A 19,369-nucleotide genomic window follows, 5' to 3' on the forward strand; every position below is an offset into this window, starting at 1 on the left:
CATCTCCGCAACCCGAAATCGCAGTGCATTTCACCATCGTCTAAGCCAAGGAGATAACGATGAGCGCGCATGACGGTAGCAAGGCCATTCCATCGGTGGCCGAAAATGGGGCAACGGACGTGAGCCGCCGTGACCTGCTCTTGAGCGGAACGATCTTTGCGGCCGCATCGCTGGTGGCATCAGGCGCCTCGGTGAGCCCGGCCAAGGCCCAGCAATCCACATCCGCCAGCGGCAAGCCGCCGAACATCCTGGTCATCTTCGGCGACGATATAGGCATTCCCCAGATCAGCGCCTATACGATGGGCCTGATGGGCTACCGCACGCCGAACATCGACCGCATCGCCGCCGAAGGCGCGATCTTTACCGACAGCTACGGCCAGAACAGTTGCACCGCGGGCCGCGCTTCGTTCATCCTCGGCCAGGAGCCGTTCCGCACCGGGCTCTTGACGATCGGCATGCCGGGCGATCCGCACGGCATCCAGGACTGGATGCCGACGATTGCCGACGTGCTCAAGACCAAGGGCTATTCGACCGGCCAGTTCGGCAAGAACCATCTCGGCGACCGCGACGAGCACTTGCCGACCAAGCACGGCTTCGACGAGTTCTTCGGCAACCTCTATCACCTCAACGCCGAGGAAGAGCCGGAAGGTTACTTCTATCCGAAGGATCCGGAATTCAAGAAGCAGTTCGGCCCGCGCGGCGTCATCAAGTCGAGCGCCGATGGCAAGATCGAGGATACCGGCGCGCTCAACACCAAGCGCATGGAAACGATCGACGAGGAATTCCTGGCGGCCGCCAAGGACTACATCGACCGGCAGGTGAAGGCCGACAAGCCGTTCTTCTGCTGGTTCAACTCGACCCGCATGCACGTCTTCACGCATCTGAAGAAAGAGTCGCTCGGCAAGACCGGCAAGGGCATCCATGCAGACGGCATGGTCGAGCATGACGGCCATGTTGGCCAGCTCCTGCAGCAACTCGACGACCTTGGCATCGCCGACAACACGATCGTGCTCTACACCACCGACAACGGCGCGGAACTGGCGCTGTGGCCGGATGGCGCACAGACGATGTTCCACGGCGAAAAGGGTACGACCTGGGAAGGTGGCTTCCGCATTCCGATGATGGTGCGCTGGCCGGGCGTGGTGAAGCCGGGCACGCAGATCAACGAGCCGGTGACGCTGATGGACTGGCTGCCGACTTTTGCGGCGGCTGCCGGAATTGCCGATGTCAAGGAGGAGATGAAGGCCGGCTTCAAGGGCACGTCGAAGACCTTCAAAGTGCATCTCGACGGCTACGACCTGACGGGAATGTTGAAGGGCGAGGCGAAGGAGCCGCCGCGCGACACGGTCTACTATTTCGACCAGGGCGGCAACCTCAACGCCATACGCTGGAACGACTGGAAGCTGAGCTTTGCCCAGGCAAGCCACGGCAACATCGCCACCGCCACCCGCGAGGTGCCGAGCTGGGCCGTCATTGCCAACCTGCGGATGGACCCCTATGAACGCGGCATGGAAGACGGCGGCGGGGCGATCGAGTTCCTCGCCCGCAACATGTGGCTGCTAGTACCGATCCAAAGCAAGATCAAGGAGTTCTTCCAGGACTTCAACGACTATCCGTTCCAGACCGGAAGCACGCTGAATGCAAGCGGTATCAACTACGGCTGGCTGGCGCAGCAGGCAGCGATGAAGCGCCTCGGCGACCTGGAACGCTTGGCTCCTCGGTAAACGCAGCAGAGTCCCGCCGCCGGTCGATGCTGGCGGCGGGAACGCCTGTTGACCGCCACCACAGGCTGGCGAGAAAGCACACGGCTTGGATCTCTTTCCAGGAGACAGTCCGTTGCCCCGACACGATGCGAGACTTTGATGGATTTTCTCATTTCGCTTGCCGAGATCAGCGTCATCGCTTTTGCCGCCGTCTTGCTGGTCGGCCAGCTTGCCGCCCACGAAATCGGCTACCGTTTCGGCGTTCGCACCAAGGAGCGGGCGGGCGGTCAGATCGAAAATGTCGGGGTGGTCGTTGCCGGCATGCTCGGGCTGCTCGCCTTCGTGCTGGCGCTGACGCTTTCCTTTTCGACCACGCGTTTTACCGAGCGCCGGCAGGGCACGCTGACTGAGGCCAATGCGATCGGCACCGCCTGGCTGCGGGCGACCGCGATCGGTTCGCCGGAAGCGCTCGATATCGCCAAGCTTCTCGAGGACTACACCAGGGCGCGCGAGGACTTCGTGCGGGCCGGGCGCAACAGCGAGGCGCTGGCCAAGGCCAATGACGACACTTCGAGGCTGCAGCAGCAGATCTGGCAGCAGGTGACGACGATCGTGCGCGCGCGCCCGGATCCGGTCGCCGCCTCCCTCATGGCGGCCGTCAACGACACGTTCGATGCCAGTACCGCGGAGCGCTATGCGCTCGGCATCCGCCTGCCATGGCAGATCTTCTGGCTGCTGATCGGGGTGATGGTCCTGAGCATGGGGGCGCTTGGCTACCAGTTCGGCCTCAAAGGCAGGCCGGTGCGTGTCCTGATCGTGCTCCTGACGCTGGTCTGGACGTCGATCATCGTCAACATCCTCGACCTCGCCTCGGCACGCGTGGGCAGCTTCCGCACCGACACGTCGGTCTATCAGTGGACGCGGCAGGGGTTTTCAGGCGTGGCGCCGCCGCAGTGAGAAGTGAGGCGGCAAGACTCAAGCGGCCTCGCCGAGCTGGGCGAGGTGGCCGGCAAGATCGGTGCCTTTGCCGCCGGCGTTGATGGTGTCGAAATACTCGTGCCAGCCGGATTGCGCGATCCCCGCAACAAGCGCTTCCAGCGCCGTCGCATCCGGACAGCGCCACACCGCAAAGAAGGTCTGCGATGCCGCATGCAGCTTGGATTGGTCGACCTTGCCGAAGGTGATCAGCTCGACGCCGAGGGCGTTGAGCGCCGGCATGGCGGAACCGATTGCGGTGAAGAACTGCTGGCGTCCCTGCCGGGAGAGAGCCAGCCACGCCGGCTTGGCGCTGTAAAGTTCGGTCAGGTAATGCGGCATGGTCTGCTTTCCGTGTCTGCTTGTCAGTCTGAAATCGGGCAAATCGATCGGAAAATCGTTTCATGCTGCTGCAAACCCTGTGTCAACACGCTGCACTGTCGTTGGCTGTGGATGGAGATCCCGGTCGTGGGCAGGAGCGGCGCGCCTGCAACGGTGCTGCCGACGCCAGCGCCGCGCGCCTTGGCTGGCGTCCGGCTCCCGTCGTCATGCTCGGGCTTGACCGCATCCGGAGCCGTGGTCGGAGGGTCTGGTGTTGCCGGCGCAGGGATCCTCGGGTCAAGCCCGAGGATGACAGTGGAGAAATGGTGCTCTCCGACCACTTTATTGTCGCCAGCCTACCGCCCGATCAGCCGCTCCTGCATCTCCTCGCCGATGAAACAATTGTAGCCCAGGCCATATTGCACCGGCTGCGGCTGCTCATTTGGCGCGAGGCGGCTCATCTGCAGGCCGGAGATCTCGATGACGAGCTTCTTCAGGATGGCCTCGGCGAACTGGCTGGCATCGGTGACCTTGATGAGGAAGGCGCCTTCGCCGCCGATCACGCATTCGCGGTAGTAGACGTCGAGGTCGGGAATGAAGGCGGTGTCGGCCTGCGTGCGCGGCATGATCGGCAGGCCGTCGATGACGATGCCGCGCGCGACGGTGGAGTTGCGGGCAACCGGGGCAGGGACGCCGGAATTGTTCGGCCCGTCACCGGAGATATCGATGACCCGGCGGCCTGGCTCGAAGGGGCTGAGGTCGAACAGCCGTCGCGAGAAGGCAAGCGTGTTGGAAATGGAGGTGAAGGCGATGCGCCGGATCGGCTGGCGACGCAGCACGCCTGAAAATTCCGCGGCCGTCTCGCGGCCGTCGATCAGCGTCCAGGGCGTGACCTGCACCGCGGTTCCGCCCCATTCGACATAGGTGACGGCAATGCGCCCGAGCGGACCATCTTTAACGGCGCGCACCAATTCGGGGTTGAGAAAGGCTGCGACATAGCCCTGCCGTTGCAGATGCTGTTCGTCCACTTCCATCGAATAGGAGACGTCGACGGCGAGCACCAGTGCGAGGTCGACGCGCAACGACTGGGCGGAGGTGCTGCCGCCCAGGAGACAAGCGCAGGCAAGAAATGCGGATCGCAGTTTCATGGTGGCCGGGGCGGTTCAGCAGTCGCTAAATAAGCATGCTACGCTGAAACCGCTGATCCGCAATGCTGGAAGCTCAGCCGTCAGCGTTGAAGCGCTGAGAGGAGCGGCTGCAATGCCTCGATAAGTGGTTGAGGCGAAACGGGTTCACCGTGTTCTGACCAGGCGTTCTGAAATTCGGCGATTTCGAGGCCGACGACCCGGTTTTTGGCAAGGACTTCGCAGGAGGCGCTGAGATCATCGAGGGAAAGCCCGTCCTCATGCCGATAGTCGGTCGGAACGATGCCGGGATTGAGCACGTCGCAGTCGAGGTGCACGTAGACGGGGCGGCCGGCGACAGCTTCAGCCAGCCTTTGCGCAAGGCCGGCGCCGGGTAGTACATGGGGGATCTTGCGCTCGTTGATGAGGTCGATTTCGAAGGCATCGAGGTCGCGCTGGCCGACCAGTACGACGTTGCGAACAGAGACGCCGTGGCCAAGGCCGGATTTCCAGAGGCCGCACGGCCCCGAAAGCGCCAGCCCGCCGAGATAGCCGGTGCTGCTGGTATCAGGCGTGTTCAGGTCGCCATGCGCGTCGAACCAGACGACGACGGCATCGTCATGGTGCCTGGCGACGGCAGGCAGGGTTGCCAGCGACACCGCGCAACGGCTCGTCGCCGCCAGCGAGAACGATCCTTCGGCGTAAACCGCGTCGAAGCGATCCTGCATGCGCCGGAGTGCCGGCATCGCGGCTTCGAGCTCGACCGTCCAATGGCCGTTCAGTGCCGGTTCCGGCTCTCCGATCACGACGGTTTCAAGACCGAGCCTTCGAGCGAGATGGGAGGCGATCGATCGGGCGCCCGGAATGGCCAGGTCATTGTGGTCGCCGGCGCGACCCTGAAAGCAGGTGAGGGCGATGGGCATCGATAGCTCCAGCTTACGTTCGAACGGAACGATGCAAAGCACGCTGGCCGTTGATTTGACAAGACTGGAAGCCGACCGGCGCAGACGGATGCGCACGTTCGGCCGTTCCACCTGTGCCCCGGGAGGCCCCGGACGGCGGCCGCTCTCCGATCAGAAGACCAGTGAGCGGTGCAGTTGCGCCCCGGCCCAGGCGCCATCGCCGACGGCGAGCGATACGGAATGGGGGACGCGGCCGACATCGCCGCAGGCAAAGGCGCCGGGAATGGTCGTTTCCTTGGCGGCCGTGGTCCTGATCTGCAGGCCCATCGGCGTTTCCTCGATGTCGCAGCCGAAGCGTTCGGCAATATCGCTTGCGGGCGTGGTGCGGGTGGCGACGAAGAGACCGGCAAAGGGCAGGCGGCGGCCATCGGTCAGCACCACCTCCGCATGGCCCCCAAGGCGCGCCACCGGGGTTTCGTCGATGGTGACGCCGCGCCTGACGAGATCGACGCGCGTTTCGGCCTCGAGCGTAAGCGCACCATTGGTGAAAAACGTCACCTTGCCCCATTCGGGTATGAGCTGTGCCTGATGGACCGACATCGGGCTTGCCGCGATCACGGCAATCTCGCCCTCGTTCAGCTCGTAGCCGTGGCAATAGGGGCAATGGAAGGCGCTCTTGCCCCAACGCTCGGCAAGCCCCTCGATCTCGGGCAGGCCGTCCTTGACGCCGGTGGCAAAAAGCATGCGCCGGCCCTGATGGGAGGCGCCATCGGCGGTGGTGACGGTGAAGGCGTCCTGCTTGCCGCTCACGCTCTCGGCGCGGCCGTCGATCCAGGTGAGTGTCGGATAGGCGAGCAGTTGCTCGCGGGCAGTGGCGGCGATCTGCGAGGGGTCGATGCCGTCCTGACCAAGGAAGCCGTGGGAGTGGCTGGCGAAACGGTTGCGGCGAATGCCCTCGTCGATGATTGCCACGCGGCGGCGGGCGCGCAGCAGCTGGAGAGCGGCGGCCATGCCGGCATAGCTGCCGCCGATGATGATGACGTCCTGTTGCATGGGATCTTCCTTTCTGTTGGGCGCGAGCCAGCCCACCGGTTCCTGAACCAGTGCCTCGATCCGAGCCTTTGAACATGGACTTCCAGCCGGAAGACCGCTTTCACGCGGTCCCGGGATTCCGTGAATGGATGCAGTTCCGGAGGTGAATGTTCGGTCCTGGAACTGCCGCGTACGCGAGCGGGGAATGTGTGCGGCCCCGCCCGCATGTATCTGGATCAATCACGCCATGAGGCGCGTCGATCTGAAGTCAATGCGATCGAAGCTTGTGCCGCCTTGCGAAATCTTCGGCGAGATCGGCAAGCGTGACGTGAGCAAAACGGTCGAGCAGCAGCGCCTCGGCCTCGGCAAAGGCGGTGTCGAGGGCGGCGTTCACCGCCTGCTCGACGAGGCAGTCCGGCATTTCCTGCCGGTTGCCGATGGCAAAGATCGCAGGCTCGCCGAGCGTCTCGTGCAATTGGCGGAGCGTCACGGTCTTGAGGTCGGCGGTGATCGCCCAGCCGCCGGCATGGCCGCGGGCGGACGAGACGATGCCGGCATCACGCAGGAAGCCCATGGTGCGGCGCACGACGACCGGATTGGTGCGCATGCAGAGCGCAAGCTCATCGGATGTCATCGGCTCGTCACGCTCGGCCATGTGCAGAAGCGCGTGCAGGACGGAGGAAAGGCGGCTGTCTTTTTTCATGTAACTTCAATTATTACGAATCGAGATGCGTTGCAAGACGGGGGTCGCATCGCCAACCTCCCGCCCGACAAAGCACGAAGCCACAGACAATCCCTGTGGACTGCACAGGCGCAGAAGCATCTGCCAAAGCCAGCTAAGGCGCGAGATGGATGGCGCCATAGGGATTGTACTTGAACTCGTCCTCGTCATAGGCGTCGACCGGCAGCAACTTGGCGCCGCGGCGCGTCAGGATCGCCTCGACGCCGTCGCGGGCGACCTCCTCGGCAACCGTATCGATCTGCGCGCTCAACGCCCGTTCGTCGTCGGAAAGGCTTCTTGGCGCGTAGACCTCGGGCTGGCCGATGAGATGGAAGCCGATGCTGTAGACGACCTCGGCAGTGCCGATCGGGCGCTTGGCGAAGGCGAGGCGGCAGAGGCGGGCCAAGGCGCTGCCCTTCTGGTCTTCCGCCTCGCGCGCAAGCTCATTCCACCGGGCGATGCCGTGCGCAACGCCGGCGCTCTCGCCCTTGGCGGCAATGATGCCATGGCTCAGTGCATGTGCCACAAGCCGAAGCGCGGTTGCGGAGGTCTGGACGGCGTCCTTGGCCGTCATCGGCGGACCGAGCACATAGATCACCGAACGATGGTCGCCGACTGCCGCTTCGTCCTCTTTTGTCCACGCGCCTTTCTGGACGCGATCCCAGCATACCTCGAAGGACATCGGCATGCGGTCATCGGGCGCGCCCTCGGAAAACGTATAGTCGACCTCGAAGCCCGCGGCGAAGCTGTCGATCGCCGACTGAAGCATGTCGCAAAGCTCGGAGAAGGGGCGTTTTCCGCCGAGCAGGCAGAGCACGTGACGTGGTTTGACTTCGGAAAAGCTCATGGCGCGGCAACGATCCGTCGTGGTTTGGTTCGAACTTTCGCAAGTACCACTCCAAGATGCAAGCCGCCAGTGGATGAACTCCCTAAACGTGCGTCGATTTCTGCGCGCGTGCGACGATGACAATGCCGGCGAGCGAAACCAGGAGGCCGCCGGCCATGGCCCAGGAGAGCGGCTCAGAGAACATCACCCATGCCCAGATCATCGTCACCGGCGGGCTCAGATAGAGGATCGCGGTGACGCGGGCGGGAGAGGACTTCTTGAGCGCCAGGTAATAGAGGCTCCAGGCGCCGAAGGTGGCGACGAAAACCAGCCACAGGATGCCGCCGATGAAGCCCGGCGCGAGGACCGGAAACACGCCGCCCTCATGCCAGGCGAAAAGCGCGAAGATCGCGGCGGCCGACAGGCACTGGATGCAAAGGCTCTGGTGGACGGGCATGGCGCTTGTCCGGCTGCGCTTCTGCAAAAGCGTCGCCAGCGCCAGCGACAGGGTGCCGATAACCGGCAGGCCATAGGCCAGGAGCGGCACGTTGCCAACATCGAGCGACCAGCCCGACGCGATCAGCACGCCGGCAAGGCCGATCAGCGAGCCGAGCCATTGGCGCGCTGTCAGTGCCTGGCCGAGCCCCGGCCAGGAGAGGATGGCGACCGCCAGCGGCAGCATGTCGGCGATCAGCGCCACGAGGCCGGTCGGCACGCCATGGTCGATGGCGAGCGCAAAACCGGCGAGGTAGCCGGACATGGCGAGCGCACCGAACAGCATCTGCGGGGCGGCATCCTTCAGGCGGATCCTCGGCCCGAGCGTCAGCGCGAAGGGCAGGAGCAGCAGGCCGGAAACGAGGCTTCGCCACATCAGGATAAGGAAGATCGGCGCATGGTCGATGGCAAAACGGATGCCGACGAAGCCGGCGCTCCAGGAGATGACCAGCGCAGCCTCGAGCAGGACCAGGACGAGGATTGTCCAGACGCGGCTTGGCTGGCTGGTCGGGAGCGCTGTGCACTCGCTCATGATCTCAAGCGTCCAAGGGGAGCGCGTAGGAAGCCTCGCGCTTGGACGCCGCGGACCGGCCGCCATCGGCGCCACGGCGTCGGCGACCAGACGGCACCGTCAGGATGAACAGCGAGCCGACGATCAGCCCCATGCCCACCCAGCCCTCGGCCGGCAGGCGTTCGCCGACGATGGCGACGGCAAGTGCGGCAGCGATGACCGGCTCGAGCAGCGAGAGCGTGGTTGCCATGGTGGCCGAGACGCGGGCGAGGCCATAGGCAAAGAGCACATAGGCGACGAGCACGGGGACCAGCGCCATGTAGATGCCAACGGCGACGTTGGTCCAGGAGGTGAGAAGCGGAGCGCCGGTCATGGCCAGCACCGGCAGGAGAGCCATGCCACCGACGCCGAAGATCGAGCCCATGGCGGCGCGCGGCGGGATGCCCGCCTGCATCAGCCGGCGGGCCACCCAGGAATAGAGCGCATAGAGCAGGCCGGAAACGAGGCCGAGCAGGATGCCGTAAAGCACCGCAGTTGCGTCCTGGGCATTGGTGCCGCCGTGGCCGGTGCTTTCGGAAAAAGTGAGAAGCGCAGCGCCGGCCAGTCCCGTGGCGGCACCCAGAAGCCACCGCGTCGTCAGCCTCTGACCGTCGAAGATGCGCTCGATCAGCGAGGCGGCGAGCGGGGCGGAGCCGATGGAAATGACCGTGCCGATGGCGACGCCGGCCAGATGCATGGAGCTGTAGAAGGCGAGCGGGTAGATCGCGACCGACAGCGAGCCGAGGATCAGCATCGGCCAGTGTGAGGCGATGCGCTGGCGGCTCTTGACGATCGAGTGCAGTGCCGTCAGCGCCAGAAGCAGGCCGCCGAGGCCCATGGCGACGGCGCCGATGCCGAGCGGGCTGACACCGGAAGCAAAGGTGGCGGTGGTGCCGGTCGTGCCCCAAAGTGCCGAGGCGACGAGCACGCAGGCAAAGCCGACGAAGGAAACGGAATTCTGGGAGGTCATAGCTGGTCCATGATCGAGATGGCGATGCGGCGCGCGGTCTTCAGCCTGGCGTCGTGACCGTCGAGGCCGGCGCGCGACATGGCGCCTTCAAGCAGGAAGGAGAGGTGTTCGGCCGTCTCGTCGATCTGAGCACCAGCGTCGGGCCGCATGTCCTGCAGATACTGCTTGAACAGCGTTTCCACCTCGTCCTTCTGCGAGGCGACAATGGCGCGGGCGGGATCGCCGACCGACAGTTCGGCGGCCGCATTGAGCAGGCCGCAGCCGCGGAACCCCCAGGAATAGGCCATTTCGGCGTGGTCGACATAGCTGTCGAAGATCGCCAGCACGCGCTCTCGTGGGCTTGCCGCGCGCGCCAGGCGCTCGCGGTAAAGCGCCTGCCATTCCCTGTGGCGGGCCTCGATACAGGCGTTCACCAGATCGGTCTTGGACGAGAAGTTGTTGTAGAGGCTCATCTTGGCGACGCCTGCATGGGCCGTGATCGCATCGATGCCGGTGGCACCGACCCCGTCGCGGTAGAACAATTCGGCTGCAGCCTTCAGCAATCGCTCTCGTGCCGGCGCTTTTTCCGTCATGGTCGTCTCCAATGAATTAGGTAGACCGATCTACCTATTTTCACCGGAAGTCAAGGGCTCGAGACTGAGGGGTGCAAACCGGGCCGCGTTGTCGAGCAGATTTCCGTGAGTGGTAACTGTTACGGACTTCCCCTTGCGCATGCGGGCTCTACTTGGTGACTGCAGATTTCATCGGCGAGGCGCCCGCGTGCTGCGTGGGTTGGCGCCTTTGTTCCCAGATGCCGAAAGTGAGGATGGATATGCTTCGCATCGCCCTTACCGCGTTCGCCCTCCTTGCCGGGACGGTGGCGGTCGCCGCGCAGGAACTTTCGCCGGAGAGCCTTCAGCGCCGCGCCATCGAGCGCCGGGCCACGGATGCCGTCATCTGGGGCATGCCTGCGGTCAATGCCGATCTCATGCTGCAGGAGGCGCTGTCGAAAACCAAGGCCAAGGTCAACGAGATCGTCTACTGGTCGCGGCCGGTGAACTGGAAGAACCAGACGCTGACGCCCAATCCGGACTCGATCTACCTCATGTCGTTCTGGAACGTGAAGGACGGACCTGTTGTCATCGAGATCCCGCCGGCCGAAGGCGGCTCGATCGCCGGCAATATCGTCAATGCCTGGCAGATGCCGCTCGAAGATACGGGCCCTGAAGGAGCGGACAAGGGCGAGGGCGGCAGATACCTGATCCTGCCACCGGACTATATGGGCGAGGTGCCGGAAGGTTTTATCGCGCTCCGCTCCGATACCTTCACCGGCTTTGCGCTTTTGCGCTCAAACCTGAAGAGCCACAGCGATGCCGACATCGAAAAATCGGTCGCCTATGGCAAGACGATCAAGATCTATCCGATGTCTGCCGCCGGCAAGCCACCGGCGACCACCTTCACCGATGCCTATGACGTGCTGTTCGACAGCACCATCCGCTATGATGCGAGCTTCTTCGACAACCTGAACCGCGTCGTGCAGACGGAACCCTGGCTCGAGCGCGACCGGATCATGATCGATCATTTGAAGTCGCTCGGCATCGAGAAGGGCAAGCCCTTCGAGCCCAGCGCCGAGACGAAGACGCTGTTCGACGCGGCGGCAGCCGAGGCGAGGGCCGAGCTTTCCGCCCACTATGATGCGGGCTTTCCTGTCATCAACGAGGGCATCCGCTGGTTTCCGGCCGGCCTCCCGGACATGGTGGCCGCCGCCTCGGACGCCTATTCCGACCCGAACAGCTACCCGGTCGATGCCCGCGGCGTGACCTACACGCTCGGCTTTACCGGCATCAAGCACATCGGCACGGCGCAGTTCTACCTGATGGCCAACAAGGACAAGGACGGCAACGCCTTCGACGGCGCCGCCAACTATCGGCTGGTGGTGCCGAAAGATGCCCCGGTCAAGCAATACTGGTCGGTGACCGCCTATGACCGCGAGACCCATGCGCTGATCCGCAACATGGAGAAGGCCAGCGTCGCCTCGATCGGCGAAGGGGTGAAGAAGAACGCCGACGGTTCGGTCGACGTTTATTTCGGCGCAAAGGCGCCCGCAGGCAAGGAGGCAAACTGGGTGCCGGTCGACCCGAGCCGCAAGTTCGAGCTGTTGTTCCGGCTCTACGGCCCGGAAAAGCCGCTGTTCGAAAAGACCTGGAAGCTGCCGGATGTCGAGAAGATGCCGTGATGGCTTGAGAGGGCCGCGTTACCGTTACGTACTTCCGCCGCGTGCATTTCGGCTGCATTGTGGGCTTCCTGGCGAGAGCCGTGTTTGCTTTGCAGGCGGGGTGGGTAAATGTCGACAGCAATTGCCATTCTCGGCGGGGTCGGGCTGTTTCTGCTCGGCATGACGATCATGACGGACGGGTTGAAGGCGCTGGCGGGATCCGCCTTGCGCACGGTGCTCGGCAAGGCGGCGGCGACGCCGCTTTCCGGCGCCTTCTGGGGCGCGATCGTCACGCTGCTGGTGCAATCGTCGAGCGCGGTGACGATGACGACGATCGGTCTCGTCAGCGCCGGCTTGCTGACCTTTCCGCAGGGGCTCGGCCTCGTCTTCGGCGCCAATGTCGGCACGACCGGAACGGGCTGGCTGGTGGCGCTGATCGGTGTGCGGGTATCGCTGTCGAGTTATGCCCTGCCGCTGATCTTCCTGGGCGCGCTGATGAAGCTTCTGGGCGGCGGGCGGGTTGCCGCCGCCGGTGGGGCGCTTGCCGGCTTTGCGCTGGTGCTCTACGGGCTGACGACCCTGCAGCAGGGCATGGGTGGCCTTGCCGAAAGCCTCAATCCCTCCGACCTGCCGGCCGTCCTCGGCATGCCCGGCGTCGGCTGGCCTTCCGGGCTGCTCGGCCTGCTGACGCTGATCGTTGTCGGTCTCGCGATGACGGCGGTGATGCAATCCTCGACTGCCGCCATCGCAGTGACCATTTCTGCCTTCTATGCCGGTGCCGTGGGGCTGGAGCAGGGGGCGGCGCTCATCATCGGACAGAACATCGGCACAGCGACGAGTTCGGCGCTGGCGGCGATTGGCGCGAGCCCGACGGCCAAGCGCCTGGCGCTCGCCTACGTGCTCTTCAAGCTCATCGCGGCGCTGATCGCGATGGCGGCCTTTCCGTTCACGGCGCCGCTCTTGAAGACCTTCTCGGCGACCATCGACGGCATGACGCTGCTGGCCGCCTATCATACGGCCTACAACGTCGTTGGCGTCGCCGTGCTGCTGCCGGCGACGCAATGGTTCACGCGCGTCGTCGAGAGGATCCTGCCTTCGCGGCAGACGGCGCTGGAGCGCGCGCTGGATCCGAGTGCTCTCGTGAACCCGGTGATCGCGGTGGAGACGGCCCGAAGGGTCGTGGCCGGCATTCTGGCATCGACGGCAGGCGCCGTTGCCGAGGCGGTTTCGGGCGGGGTGGGGCCGCGCGCCGCGGACACGCAGGCGGCCGCATCCGCACTCGAAAAGGTCAGGGACTTTCTCTCCGAACTGAAGGAGCCGCCGGAAACGGAGGCCGAGCACCACCGCCTGACAAGCACGCTGCACGCACTCGACCACGCCTCGCGCCTGGTGGAAACGCTGGCGACTAACGGGCTTTCGGTCGAGCCGAACGACGCGTCAGCGGAACGGCATGTGGCCGAGCTCTGCGCAGGCGCCATGCGCGCGGCCGCGGCGGTCGGCGGCGAGATCGCCGCGGAATCGGCGCTCAGCGCCCAGGCGGCACCGATTGCCTGGACCGTTTCGCCCGAGGTCCTCTCGGCGCTGGCCGCGGCGAAGGCGGCCGCGACCGAACTCGATGCCGTGCAGCGGGGGCATCGCGCCGCAACGCTTGCTTCTGTCGCCCCGGGGAAGCTGACCGCCGCCGACGCCTTTGCCCGGATCGAAGCCGCACGCGGGCTTGATCGGATGGCACACCATGCCTGGCGCTCGGCAGCGCATTTGCTGGGACGCGGCGAGGGACGGGATCTGGCAGCGGCAAGCCTCATCCCGTAGCGTCACCCGGTCATCCCATGGCCGCGGCGGGGAACAGGGGCCTCACAGATCCCGCGCGAAGGTCTGGCCGGTCAGGTCCTTGCCGAAGCTGTGGTGCTGCTCTTCCTCGATCAGGGCGAAGCCGGCCTTCTCATAGATGTGGCGGGCAGCATCGAGGCCGGCATTGGTCCACAGCACCATGCGCCGGTAGCCGAGGAGCCGGGCGTGGCGCATGCATTCCTCGACCAGGCGGCGGCCGATGCCGAGGCCCCGCGCACTCGGCTCCACATAAAGCATCCGGAGCTTCGCGGTGGTTTCGTCGTGCCGCACGAGAAACACCGAGCCGACGACCTTGCCGTCCTTTTCGGCGATCCAGCACCGGTCCGACTTCGGGTCGTAGTCGCGCATGTACTTGACGACGATTTCGGCAAGCAGGGTTTCGAATTCGCCGTTCCAGCCATGCTCCTGCGTATAGAGCGCCGCCTGACGGTGGATCACCCAGCCCATGTCGCCCGGCTGCGGATCGCGCAGGATGTAGCCCGGCGTCCGCCGGTCTCGCAAAAGGCTCTCGATCTCGCCCATCGCTGAAACCAGTTGTCGCTGTTCCGGCACGGAGAGCTTTTCCAGCATGGCGACGACTTCGCGCTGGGAGGCATCCTCCAGCGGCTGGAACGTCTCGCGCCCCGCTTCCGTCAGTTGAAGCTGCGTGACCCTGCCATCGGCTGGCGAGCGGGTCTTTTCGACCAGCCCCTTCCTTTCGAAGCCGGCGATGACCCGGCTCAGATAGCCGGCGTCGAGGCCGAGCTCGCGGCAGAGGTCCGTAGCCGCCAGTGCCTGCCGGTGCGCCAGTTCATAGAGAATGCGAACCTCCGTCAGCGAGAAGGCGCTGGCGAGAAGGTGCTCGTGCAGCAGGCCGATCAGGCGGGTGTAGAAGCGGTTGAAACGCCGCACCGTCAGGGCGCGAACGTCGATTTGCTGCGGAGACATGGATGATGCCTTTATAATATTGCTTTTAGCAGATAATTAGTTGCCTTAGGCAAGTAATGTCAAGCGGTAACGGCACCGTGCGGCCAATAGGCGAACAGCTGAACGGGAATGTCCTCTGACCAAGGCCATTTTCGCAAGCAGCCTCGGCTGCCGGGTTTGCCGCTCCCTGCCGCAATCGAATGAAGATGGTAGCGCTGGGTTTGCTTCCGGGAGCTTGGTTCTCTTGGTTTGATGGATGCTAAATTAGGTAGGCGATCGCGCCGCCGTGCGATAGTATTTGTTGGGTAACCTCCTTGGTCCGGATTGTCCGGATGGGGCCACTTTCCTCAATGTTGGCAGACCCATGGAGCAGAGACTTGCGGCAGTGCTGGCGGCCGATATGGCCGGCTATAGCAGGCTGATGGAGGCCGATGAAGCGGGCACGCTTGCGCGGCTGAGAACCCACCGCATTGAGCTGATCGATCCGGCGATTGCCAAGAACAAGGGCCGGATCATCAAGACCACCGGCGATGGGCTGCTGGTGGAGTTCCAGAGTGTCACCGATGCGGTAAAATGCGCGATCGAGATCCAGAGCCGCATGCGGCGGCGAAACACCGACGTGGCGCAGGACCGGCGCATCGAATTCCGCATCGGCATCAATCTCGGCGACATCATCTTCGAGGACGACGACATCTTCGGTGACGGCGTCAATATCGCCGCGCGCATCGAGCAGATGGCCGAGGTCGGCGGCATCTGTGTGTCGGCTGCCGTGGCAACGCAGGTCGCCGACCGCCTCGACGTGCCGGTCGAAGACCTCGGCGAGAAGATGCTGAAGAACATCAGCCGCCCGGTGCGCCTCTATCGCATCGGGCTTGAAGGCGCGGACCTGCCGGCTCCGGCCAATGCGAGCGAGGCGAAGAAGGGCCCCGGCAAGCCGACGATCGTCGTGCTGCCCTTCGACAACATGAGCGGCGACCCCGACCAGGAGTTCTTCGCCGATGGCCTGACCGAGGACATCATCACCGAGCTTTCCCGCCGGCACGAACTGTTCGTCATCTCGCGCAATTCCTCCTTCGTCTACAAGAACCAGTCGGTAAACGTGCGCGAGGTGGCGGCGAGCCTCGGGGCGCAATATCTGGTGGAAGGCAGCGTGCGCAAGATCGGCGAGCGGGTGCGCGTGACCGTGCAGCTGATCGACGCTGCCAACGACGCCCATATCTGGGCCGACAAATACGATCGGCAGCTCGACGACATCTTCGCCATTCAGGACGAGGTGACGGCGGCGATCTCAGCCACGCTCCCGGGCCGGCTGGAAGCTGCCCAGCGCGACCAGCTCGCCCGCACCAAGCCCGCCAACATGGCGGCCTATGAATGCGCGCTTGCCGCCAAGGTGCTGCACCACCGCAGCAGCCCCGACGACAACGCCCAGGCGCAGTTGCTGATCGACCGGGCGGTGGCACTCGATCCCGGCTACGCCCATGCCCATGCCTGGCGGGCCTGCATTCTCGGGCAGTCCTGGGTCTATGGCTGGTGCGCCGACAAGGATGCCACCTGGGCGGAGGTCAATGCCGAGCTCGAACGGGCGCTTTCGCTCGACGACAACGACGCCGACGTGCACCGGATTCTCGCCGCCGTCAACGTCAACACCAACGAGCTGACAACGGCGCGCTACCACCAGGAGCGGGCGCTGTTCCTCAACCCCAATTATGATCTGGTCGTGGTGCAGCAGGGCGAGTTGCTCACCTGGCTCGGCCGGCCGGAGGAGGGGGTGGAATGGATCCTGAAGGCCATGCGGCTCAACCCGCATCACCCGGAACGCTTCTGGAGCCACCTCGGCAAGGCGCATTTCGCCGCCCGGCAATATGGCGCGGCGATCGAGGCCTTCATGCACCTGACGGCCATGGACGAGACCCAGCACGCCTTTGTCGCCGCCTGCCACGGCTGGCGCGGCGACGCGCTGGCGGCGGGGGCCCATATGGAGAAGGTGAAGGCGCTCAGCCCGACATTCGAGATCGAGACGTTTCTTGCGACCATGCACTATGCGCAGGAGAGTGACGTGGAGCATTTGCGCGAGGGGCTCACGAAAGCGGGAGCGGGGTGAGGAACGATCCCCTGTCCTTCTGGCCCGCGGGGGAACACGCATCGCTTCGCCGCCAGGGGGCCCGGGTTTCCACCCCGGACGACGCACGACAGCGCCGCGTGTCTTTTCGCAAGGGGCGCTGCAGCAGTTTGAATTGCCGCAAGTTTGGTCTTTTGATCGGCCAAGACTGAAGGAAAGGTGCAGCAGCGGGGCCTTCTACACCTTCGGGAGAGGTGGCCATGGAAGCAGTTCGCGCAGAACGGCGGCTGGTCGCAATTCTTGCCGTCGACGTGGTTGGCTATTCGCGACTGATGGAAGCCGACGAATCCCGCACGCTGGCAGCCATCAAGGCATGGCGCTCTGAGATCTTCGATCCCCTCAGGCAGGACTATCACGGGCGCATCGTCAAACTGATGGGCGACGGTGCGATCGTGGAATTCGCTTCCGTCGTCGACGCCGTCACTTGCGCCGTCGCGTCACAAAATGCGGTCGCCGCACGCCAGGCGGATGTTCCCTCCGAGCATCGGCTTCTCTTGCGCATGGGCATCAATCTTGGCGATGTCGTCGTCGAAGGCGAGGATCTGCTCGGCGACGGCGTCAATGTCGCGGCCCGCCTCGAGCAGATGTGCGAGCCGGGAGGATTGTTCGTCTCCGGCACCGCTTTCGACCACCTGCAGGGCAAGTTCGAGATGCCGCTGGAGTTCATCGGCGAGCATCACGTGAAGAACATCCAGCGGCCGGTCCGCGTCTATCGGGTGCGGTTTGGGGGAAATGCAGCACCTCGGCGCGTCAATCTGAAGAGCGTTCGCGGCCGGAGAATTGCGGCGGCCCTGGCCCTCCTGGTCGCTCTAGGACTTGCTGCAACGTGGCTGGTGCAGCGGCGCGAAAGCGCCGACGCTGCGTCGGTCGCGTCGATGGCGCTGCCGTTGCCGCAAACGCCTTCGATCGCCGTCCTGCCCTTTGAAAACCTCAGCTCCGATGTCGGGCAGAGCTACTTCGCCGATGGCATGACCGACGACCTCATTACCGAGCTTTCGAAGCTGTCGGGTATCTTCGTGATCGCGCGCAACTCGACCTTCACCTACAAGGGCAAGCCGACCAAAGCGCAGCAGGTGGCCGAGGAACTGGGGGTCCACTACATCCTCGAGGGCAGCGTTCGGCGCGAGGGAAACCATGTCCGGGTCAATGCCCAACTGATCGACGCGATCGATGGGCATCACCTGTGGGCCGAGCGCTATGATGGTGAAATGAGCGGCGTGTTCGGCCTGCAGGACAGGGTGATCGGCCAGATCGTGTCGACGCTCTCGGTCAAGCTGACGAGTGCCGAGAAAAGTGTCGCCGCGGTGGCGGAAACCATGAAACCCCAAGCCTACGACATGCTGTTGCGGGGGTGGGATCACCTGCGCCGGGACAGCGAGGCCGAAACGGCCATGGCCACCGATTTCTTCCAGAAGGCGATCGTGCTCGATCCGAACTATAGCCGCGCCTATGCGTCGCTTGCGGCCGCAAACTGGCGGACGAGCATCCTGTCCTGGGACTCTTACCGCCGGGAAACCGCTTCGAAGAACCTGATCAGAAACCTGGAAAAGGCGATGGAGAAGCCGACGCCGCTTGCCTATGCGATATCGGCGCAGGTGCTGGCGCAGCAGGGACGCTATGACGAAGCATTCGCTGACATCGACCGGGCGATGAAGCTTGCTCCGAACGATCCTGACAACCATGTCGGCCTGGCGCGGATCCTCAACGCGAAGGGACGCGCGGTCGAGGCGGAACAGGAGGCCCGGCTGGCAATGCGGTTCGATCCCCACCCGGCGCGGGCAACGCTGCGCATGCTTGCGGTCGCGTTGTTTTCTCAAGAGAAATACGATGAGGCCGCCGGCGCCTTCGAACGGGTGATCGGAGAAAAGTCCGACCTGCAGGCCGACTACGCAACGCTGATATCGAGCTACGGGCACCTTGGACGCACGGAGGGCCTTCAGAGGCTGATAGACCAGTACAACAAGCTCGCCGCGTCCTCGCTGGGTGATCCGCTCACCGTCCAGGAAAGCGGCTATGATTGGTATGGCAGTGCCTTCAACTACCACAGGCCCTACATCACACGTCTGCAGGAGGGAATCCGCAAGGCCGGGTTGCCCGAGGGGGCGGATACGGATCTTGCGTTCGACGACTATGCGAAACTCATGACGCAGACGAAAGCCGAACTCAGCATCGAGCGAACGATCAAGGTCGATGTGGCGGAGGCAAGGGCGCTGCTTCAGCGCGGCGTGCTCTTCATCGATGTGCGGGCTCCGCTCTACTATGACAATGGCCATATCCCGAAGGCCGTCAACCTGTCGCTCGTCACCGGCCTTTCGAAGGAAAGCCTCGCCAAGGTGGCGGCAAAGGAGGACGAAATCGTCTTTTATTGCCAGGGCAGGAATTGCACCTATGCGGCTTACGCGTCGGCCAAGGCGGTCGCCTGGGGGTACACGCATGTCTACTATTTCGCCGGCGGCTTTCTGGACTGGTACGACGAGGGCTATCCGCTCGTGATCGAGGTCCGGTGATAGCTTGGGCCGAGATGCCACGAAATGTCGCCAGAGCTGCATCGGGCGCACACCGTCAAAACCTCGAAGGTGGGCGCGCCTGCCGTGGCAGGCGTCCCGAGATCTGCGCGCCGACGGTTGTCGCGGCATCCTGTTGCGCTGCGGACCCAAAGGGGTGATCGGCGCGTGCGGAA

16 protein-coding genes are annotated in these 19,369 nt (G+C 64.3%); 6 read left to right on the forward strand and 10 right to left on the reverse strand.

What is annotated here, in order from left to right; all coding sequences use genetic code 11:
* The first annotated feature begins 59 nt into the window (after positions 1 to 59).
* On the forward strand, positions 60 to 1,724 hold the full coding sequence (locus MKZ91_RS00780) for an arylsulfatase (RefSeq protein WP_336167001.1): 1,665 nt from the start codon (positions 60 to 62) through the stop codon (positions 1,722 to 1,724).
* Positions 1,725 to 1,862: 138 nt separating this feature from the next.
* Positions 1,863 to 2,660 carry a bestrophin-like domain gene (locus MKZ91_RS00785; protein WP_336167003.1) on the forward strand — a complete coding sequence of 266 codons (798 nt, stop codon included), beginning with the start codon at positions 1,863 to 1,865 and terminating at the stop codon, positions 2,658 to 2,660.
* Between the two features lie 18 nt (positions 2,661 to 2,678).
* On the opposite strand, the gene MKZ91_RS00790 is transcribed toward MKZ91_RS00785, so the two are convergent.
* From MKZ91_RS00790 to MKZ91_RS00830, 9 genes are all read right to left on the reverse strand, one after another.
* Positions 2,679 to 3,020, reverse strand: a complete 342-nt coding sequence (locus tag MKZ91_RS00790) for a DUF6616 family protein (RefSeq protein WP_336167004.1) — start codon at positions 3,018 to 3,020, stop codon at positions 2,679 to 2,681.
* 335 nt (positions 3,021 to 3,355) lie between these two features.
* Positions 3,356 to 4,147: a DUF1194 domain-containing protein gene (locus tag MKZ91_RS00795; protein WP_336167006.1), complete on the reverse strand. Its 792-nt coding sequence runs from the start codon at positions 4,145 to 4,147 to the stop codon at positions 3,356 to 3,358.
* Between the two features lie 80 nt (positions 4,148 to 4,227).
* Positions 4,228 to 5,046: an arginase family protein gene (locus MKZ91_RS00800; protein WP_336167008.1), complete on the reverse strand. Its 819-nt coding sequence runs from the start codon at positions 5,044 to 5,046 to the stop codon at positions 4,228 to 4,230.
* Positions 5,047 to 5,196: 150 nt separating this feature from the next.
* Positions 5,197 to 6,078: an NAD(P)/FAD-dependent oxidoreductase gene (locus tag MKZ91_RS00805; RefSeq protein ID WP_336167010.1), complete on the reverse strand. Its 882-nt coding sequence runs from the start codon at positions 6,076 to 6,078 to the stop codon at positions 5,197 to 5,199.
* A 247-nt stretch (positions 6,079 to 6,325) separates the two neighbouring features.
* Entirely contained in the window at positions 6,326 to 6,760 is a 435-nt protein-coding gene (locus MKZ91_RS00810; RefSeq protein ID WP_336167012.1) for an Rrf2 family transcriptional regulator, read from the reverse strand.
* A gap of 133 nt (positions 6,761 to 6,893) precedes the next feature.
* Positions 6,894 to 7,625 carry a hypothetical protein gene (locus MKZ91_RS00815; RefSeq protein WP_336167014.1) on the reverse strand — a complete coding sequence of 244 codons (732 nt, stop codon included), beginning with the start codon at positions 7,623 to 7,625 and terminating at the stop codon, positions 6,894 to 6,896.
* An 82-nt stretch (positions 7,626 to 7,707) separates the two neighbouring features.
* Entirely contained in the window at positions 7,708 to 8,631 is a 924-nt protein-coding gene (locus MKZ91_RS00820; protein ID WP_336167016.1) for a DMT family transporter, read from the reverse strand.
* A 4-nt stretch (positions 8,632 to 8,635) separates the two neighbouring features.
* Entirely contained in the window at positions 8,636 to 9,619 is a 984-nt protein-coding gene (locus MKZ91_RS00825; protein WP_336167018.1) for a DMT family transporter, read from the reverse strand.
* On the reverse strand, positions 9,616 to 10,191 hold the full coding sequence (locus tag MKZ91_RS00830) for a TetR/AcrR family transcriptional regulator (RefSeq protein WP_336167020.1): 576 nt from the start codon (positions 10,189 to 10,191) through the stop codon (positions 9,616 to 9,618). Before MKZ91_RS00830 ends, MKZ91_RS00825 begins: the two co-directional genes overlap by 4 nt.
* Positions 10,192 to 10,424: 233 nt before the next feature.
* Between MKZ91_RS00830 and MKZ91_RS00835 the strand changes: the two genes are divergently transcribed.
* A complete protein-coding gene (locus tag MKZ91_RS00835; RefSeq protein ID WP_336167022.1) occupies positions 10,425 to 11,834 on the forward strand; it encodes a DUF1254 domain-containing protein in 1,410 nt (469 codons plus the stop codon).
* A gap of 108 nt (positions 11,835 to 11,942) precedes the next feature.
* Positions 11,943 to 13,625, forward strand: coding sequence for a Na/Pi cotransporter family protein (locus tag MKZ91_RS00840; RefSeq protein ID WP_336167025.1), 1,683 nt, complete (start codon positions 11,943 to 11,945; stop codon positions 13,623 to 13,625).
* A 42-nt stretch (positions 13,626 to 13,667) separates the two neighbouring features.
* Here MKZ91_RS00840 and MKZ91_RS00845 read toward each other — a convergent pair whose 3' ends face one another.
* Positions 13,668 to 14,591, reverse strand: coding sequence for a bifunctional helix-turn-helix transcriptional regulator/GNAT family N-acetyltransferase (locus MKZ91_RS00845; RefSeq protein ID WP_336167027.1), 924 nt, complete (start codon positions 14,589 to 14,591; stop codon positions 13,668 to 13,670).
* Between the two features lie 343 nt (positions 14,592 to 14,934).
* Between MKZ91_RS00845 and MKZ91_RS00850 the strand changes: the two genes are divergently transcribed.
* Positions 14,935 to 16,671, forward strand: coding sequence for an adenylate/guanylate cyclase domain-containing protein (locus MKZ91_RS00850; RefSeq protein WP_336167029.1), 1,737 nt, complete (start codon positions 14,935 to 14,937; stop codon positions 16,669 to 16,671).
* 218 nt (positions 16,672 to 16,889) lie between these two features.
* Positions 16,890 to 19,196, forward strand: a complete 2,307-nt coding sequence (locus tag MKZ91_RS00855; protein ID WP_336167031.1) for a rhodanese-like domain-containing protein — start codon at positions 16,890 to 16,892, stop codon at positions 19,194 to 19,196.
* The last annotated feature ends 173 nt before the right edge of the window (positions 19,197 to 19,369 follow it).

It is taken from the genome of Ensifer sp. MJa1 (assembly GCF_037026475.1).
Classification (GTDB): Bacteria; Pseudomonadota; Alphaproteobacteria; order Rhizobiales; family Rhizobiaceae; genus Ensifer.

What these genes read in the sequence shown, in the direction of transcription:
- MKZ91_RS00780 (WP_336167001.1), top strand. Translation starts at nt 60, where the DNA reads ATGAGCGCGCATGACGGTAGCAAGGCCATTCCATCGGTGGCCGAAAAT.
- MKZ91_RS00785 (WP_336167003.1), top strand. Translation starts at nt 1,863, where the DNA reads ATGGATTTTCTCATTTCGCTTGCCGAGATCAGCGTCATCGCTTTTGCC.
- MKZ91_RS00790 (WP_336167004.1), bottom strand. Translation starts at nt 3,020, where the DNA reads ATGCCGCATTACCTGACCGAACTTTACAGCGCCAAGCCGGCGTGGCTG.
- MKZ91_RS00795 (WP_336167006.1), bottom strand. Translation starts at nt 4,147, where the DNA reads ATGAAACTGCGATCCGCATTTCTTGCCTGCGCTTGTCTCCTGGGCGGC.
- MKZ91_RS00800 (WP_336167008.1), bottom strand. Translation starts at nt 5,046, where the DNA reads ATGCCCATCGCCCTCACCTGCTTTCAGGGTCGCGCCGGCGACCACAAT.
- MKZ91_RS00805 (WP_336167010.1), bottom strand. Translation starts at nt 6,078, where the DNA reads ATGCAACAGGACGTCATCATCATCGGCGGCAGCTATGCCGGCATGGCC.
- MKZ91_RS00810 (WP_336167012.1), bottom strand. Translation starts at nt 6,760, where the DNA reads ATGAAAAAAGACAGCCGCCTTTCCTCCGTCCTGCACGCGCTTCTGCAC.
- MKZ91_RS00815 (WP_336167014.1), bottom strand. Translation starts at nt 7,625, where the DNA reads ATGAGCTTTTCCGAAGTCAAACCACGTCACGTGCTCTGCCTGCTCGGC.
- MKZ91_RS00820 (WP_336167016.1), bottom strand. Translation starts at nt 8,631, where the DNA reads ATGAGCGAGTGCACAGCGCTCCCGACCAGCCAGCCAAGCCGCGTCTGG.
- MKZ91_RS00825 (WP_336167018.1), bottom strand. Translation starts at nt 9,619, where the DNA reads ATGACCTCCCAGAATTCCGTTTCCTTCGTCGGCTTTGCCTGCGTGCTC.
- MKZ91_RS00830 (WP_336167020.1), bottom strand. Translation starts at nt 10,191, where the DNA reads ATGACGGAAAAAGCGCCGGCACGAGAGCGATTGCTGAAGGCTGCAGCC.
- MKZ91_RS00835 (WP_336167022.1), top strand. Translation starts at nt 10,425, where the DNA reads ATGGATATGCTTCGCATCGCCCTTACCGCGTTCGCCCTCCTTGCCGGG.
- MKZ91_RS00840 (WP_336167025.1), top strand. Translation starts at nt 11,943, where the DNA reads ATGTCGACAGCAATTGCCATTCTCGGCGGGGTCGGGCTGTTTCTGCTC.
- MKZ91_RS00845 (WP_336167027.1), bottom strand. Translation starts at nt 14,591, where the DNA reads ATGTCTCCGCAGCAAATCGACGTTCGCGCCCTGACGGTGCGGCGTTTC.
- MKZ91_RS00850 (WP_336167029.1), top strand. Translation starts at nt 14,935, where the DNA reads ATGGAGCAGAGACTTGCGGCAGTGCTGGCGGCCGATATGGCCGGCTAT.
- MKZ91_RS00855 (WP_336167031.1), top strand. Translation starts at nt 16,890, where the DNA reads ATGGAAGCAGTTCGCGCAGAACGGCGGCTGGTCGCAATTCTTGCCGTC.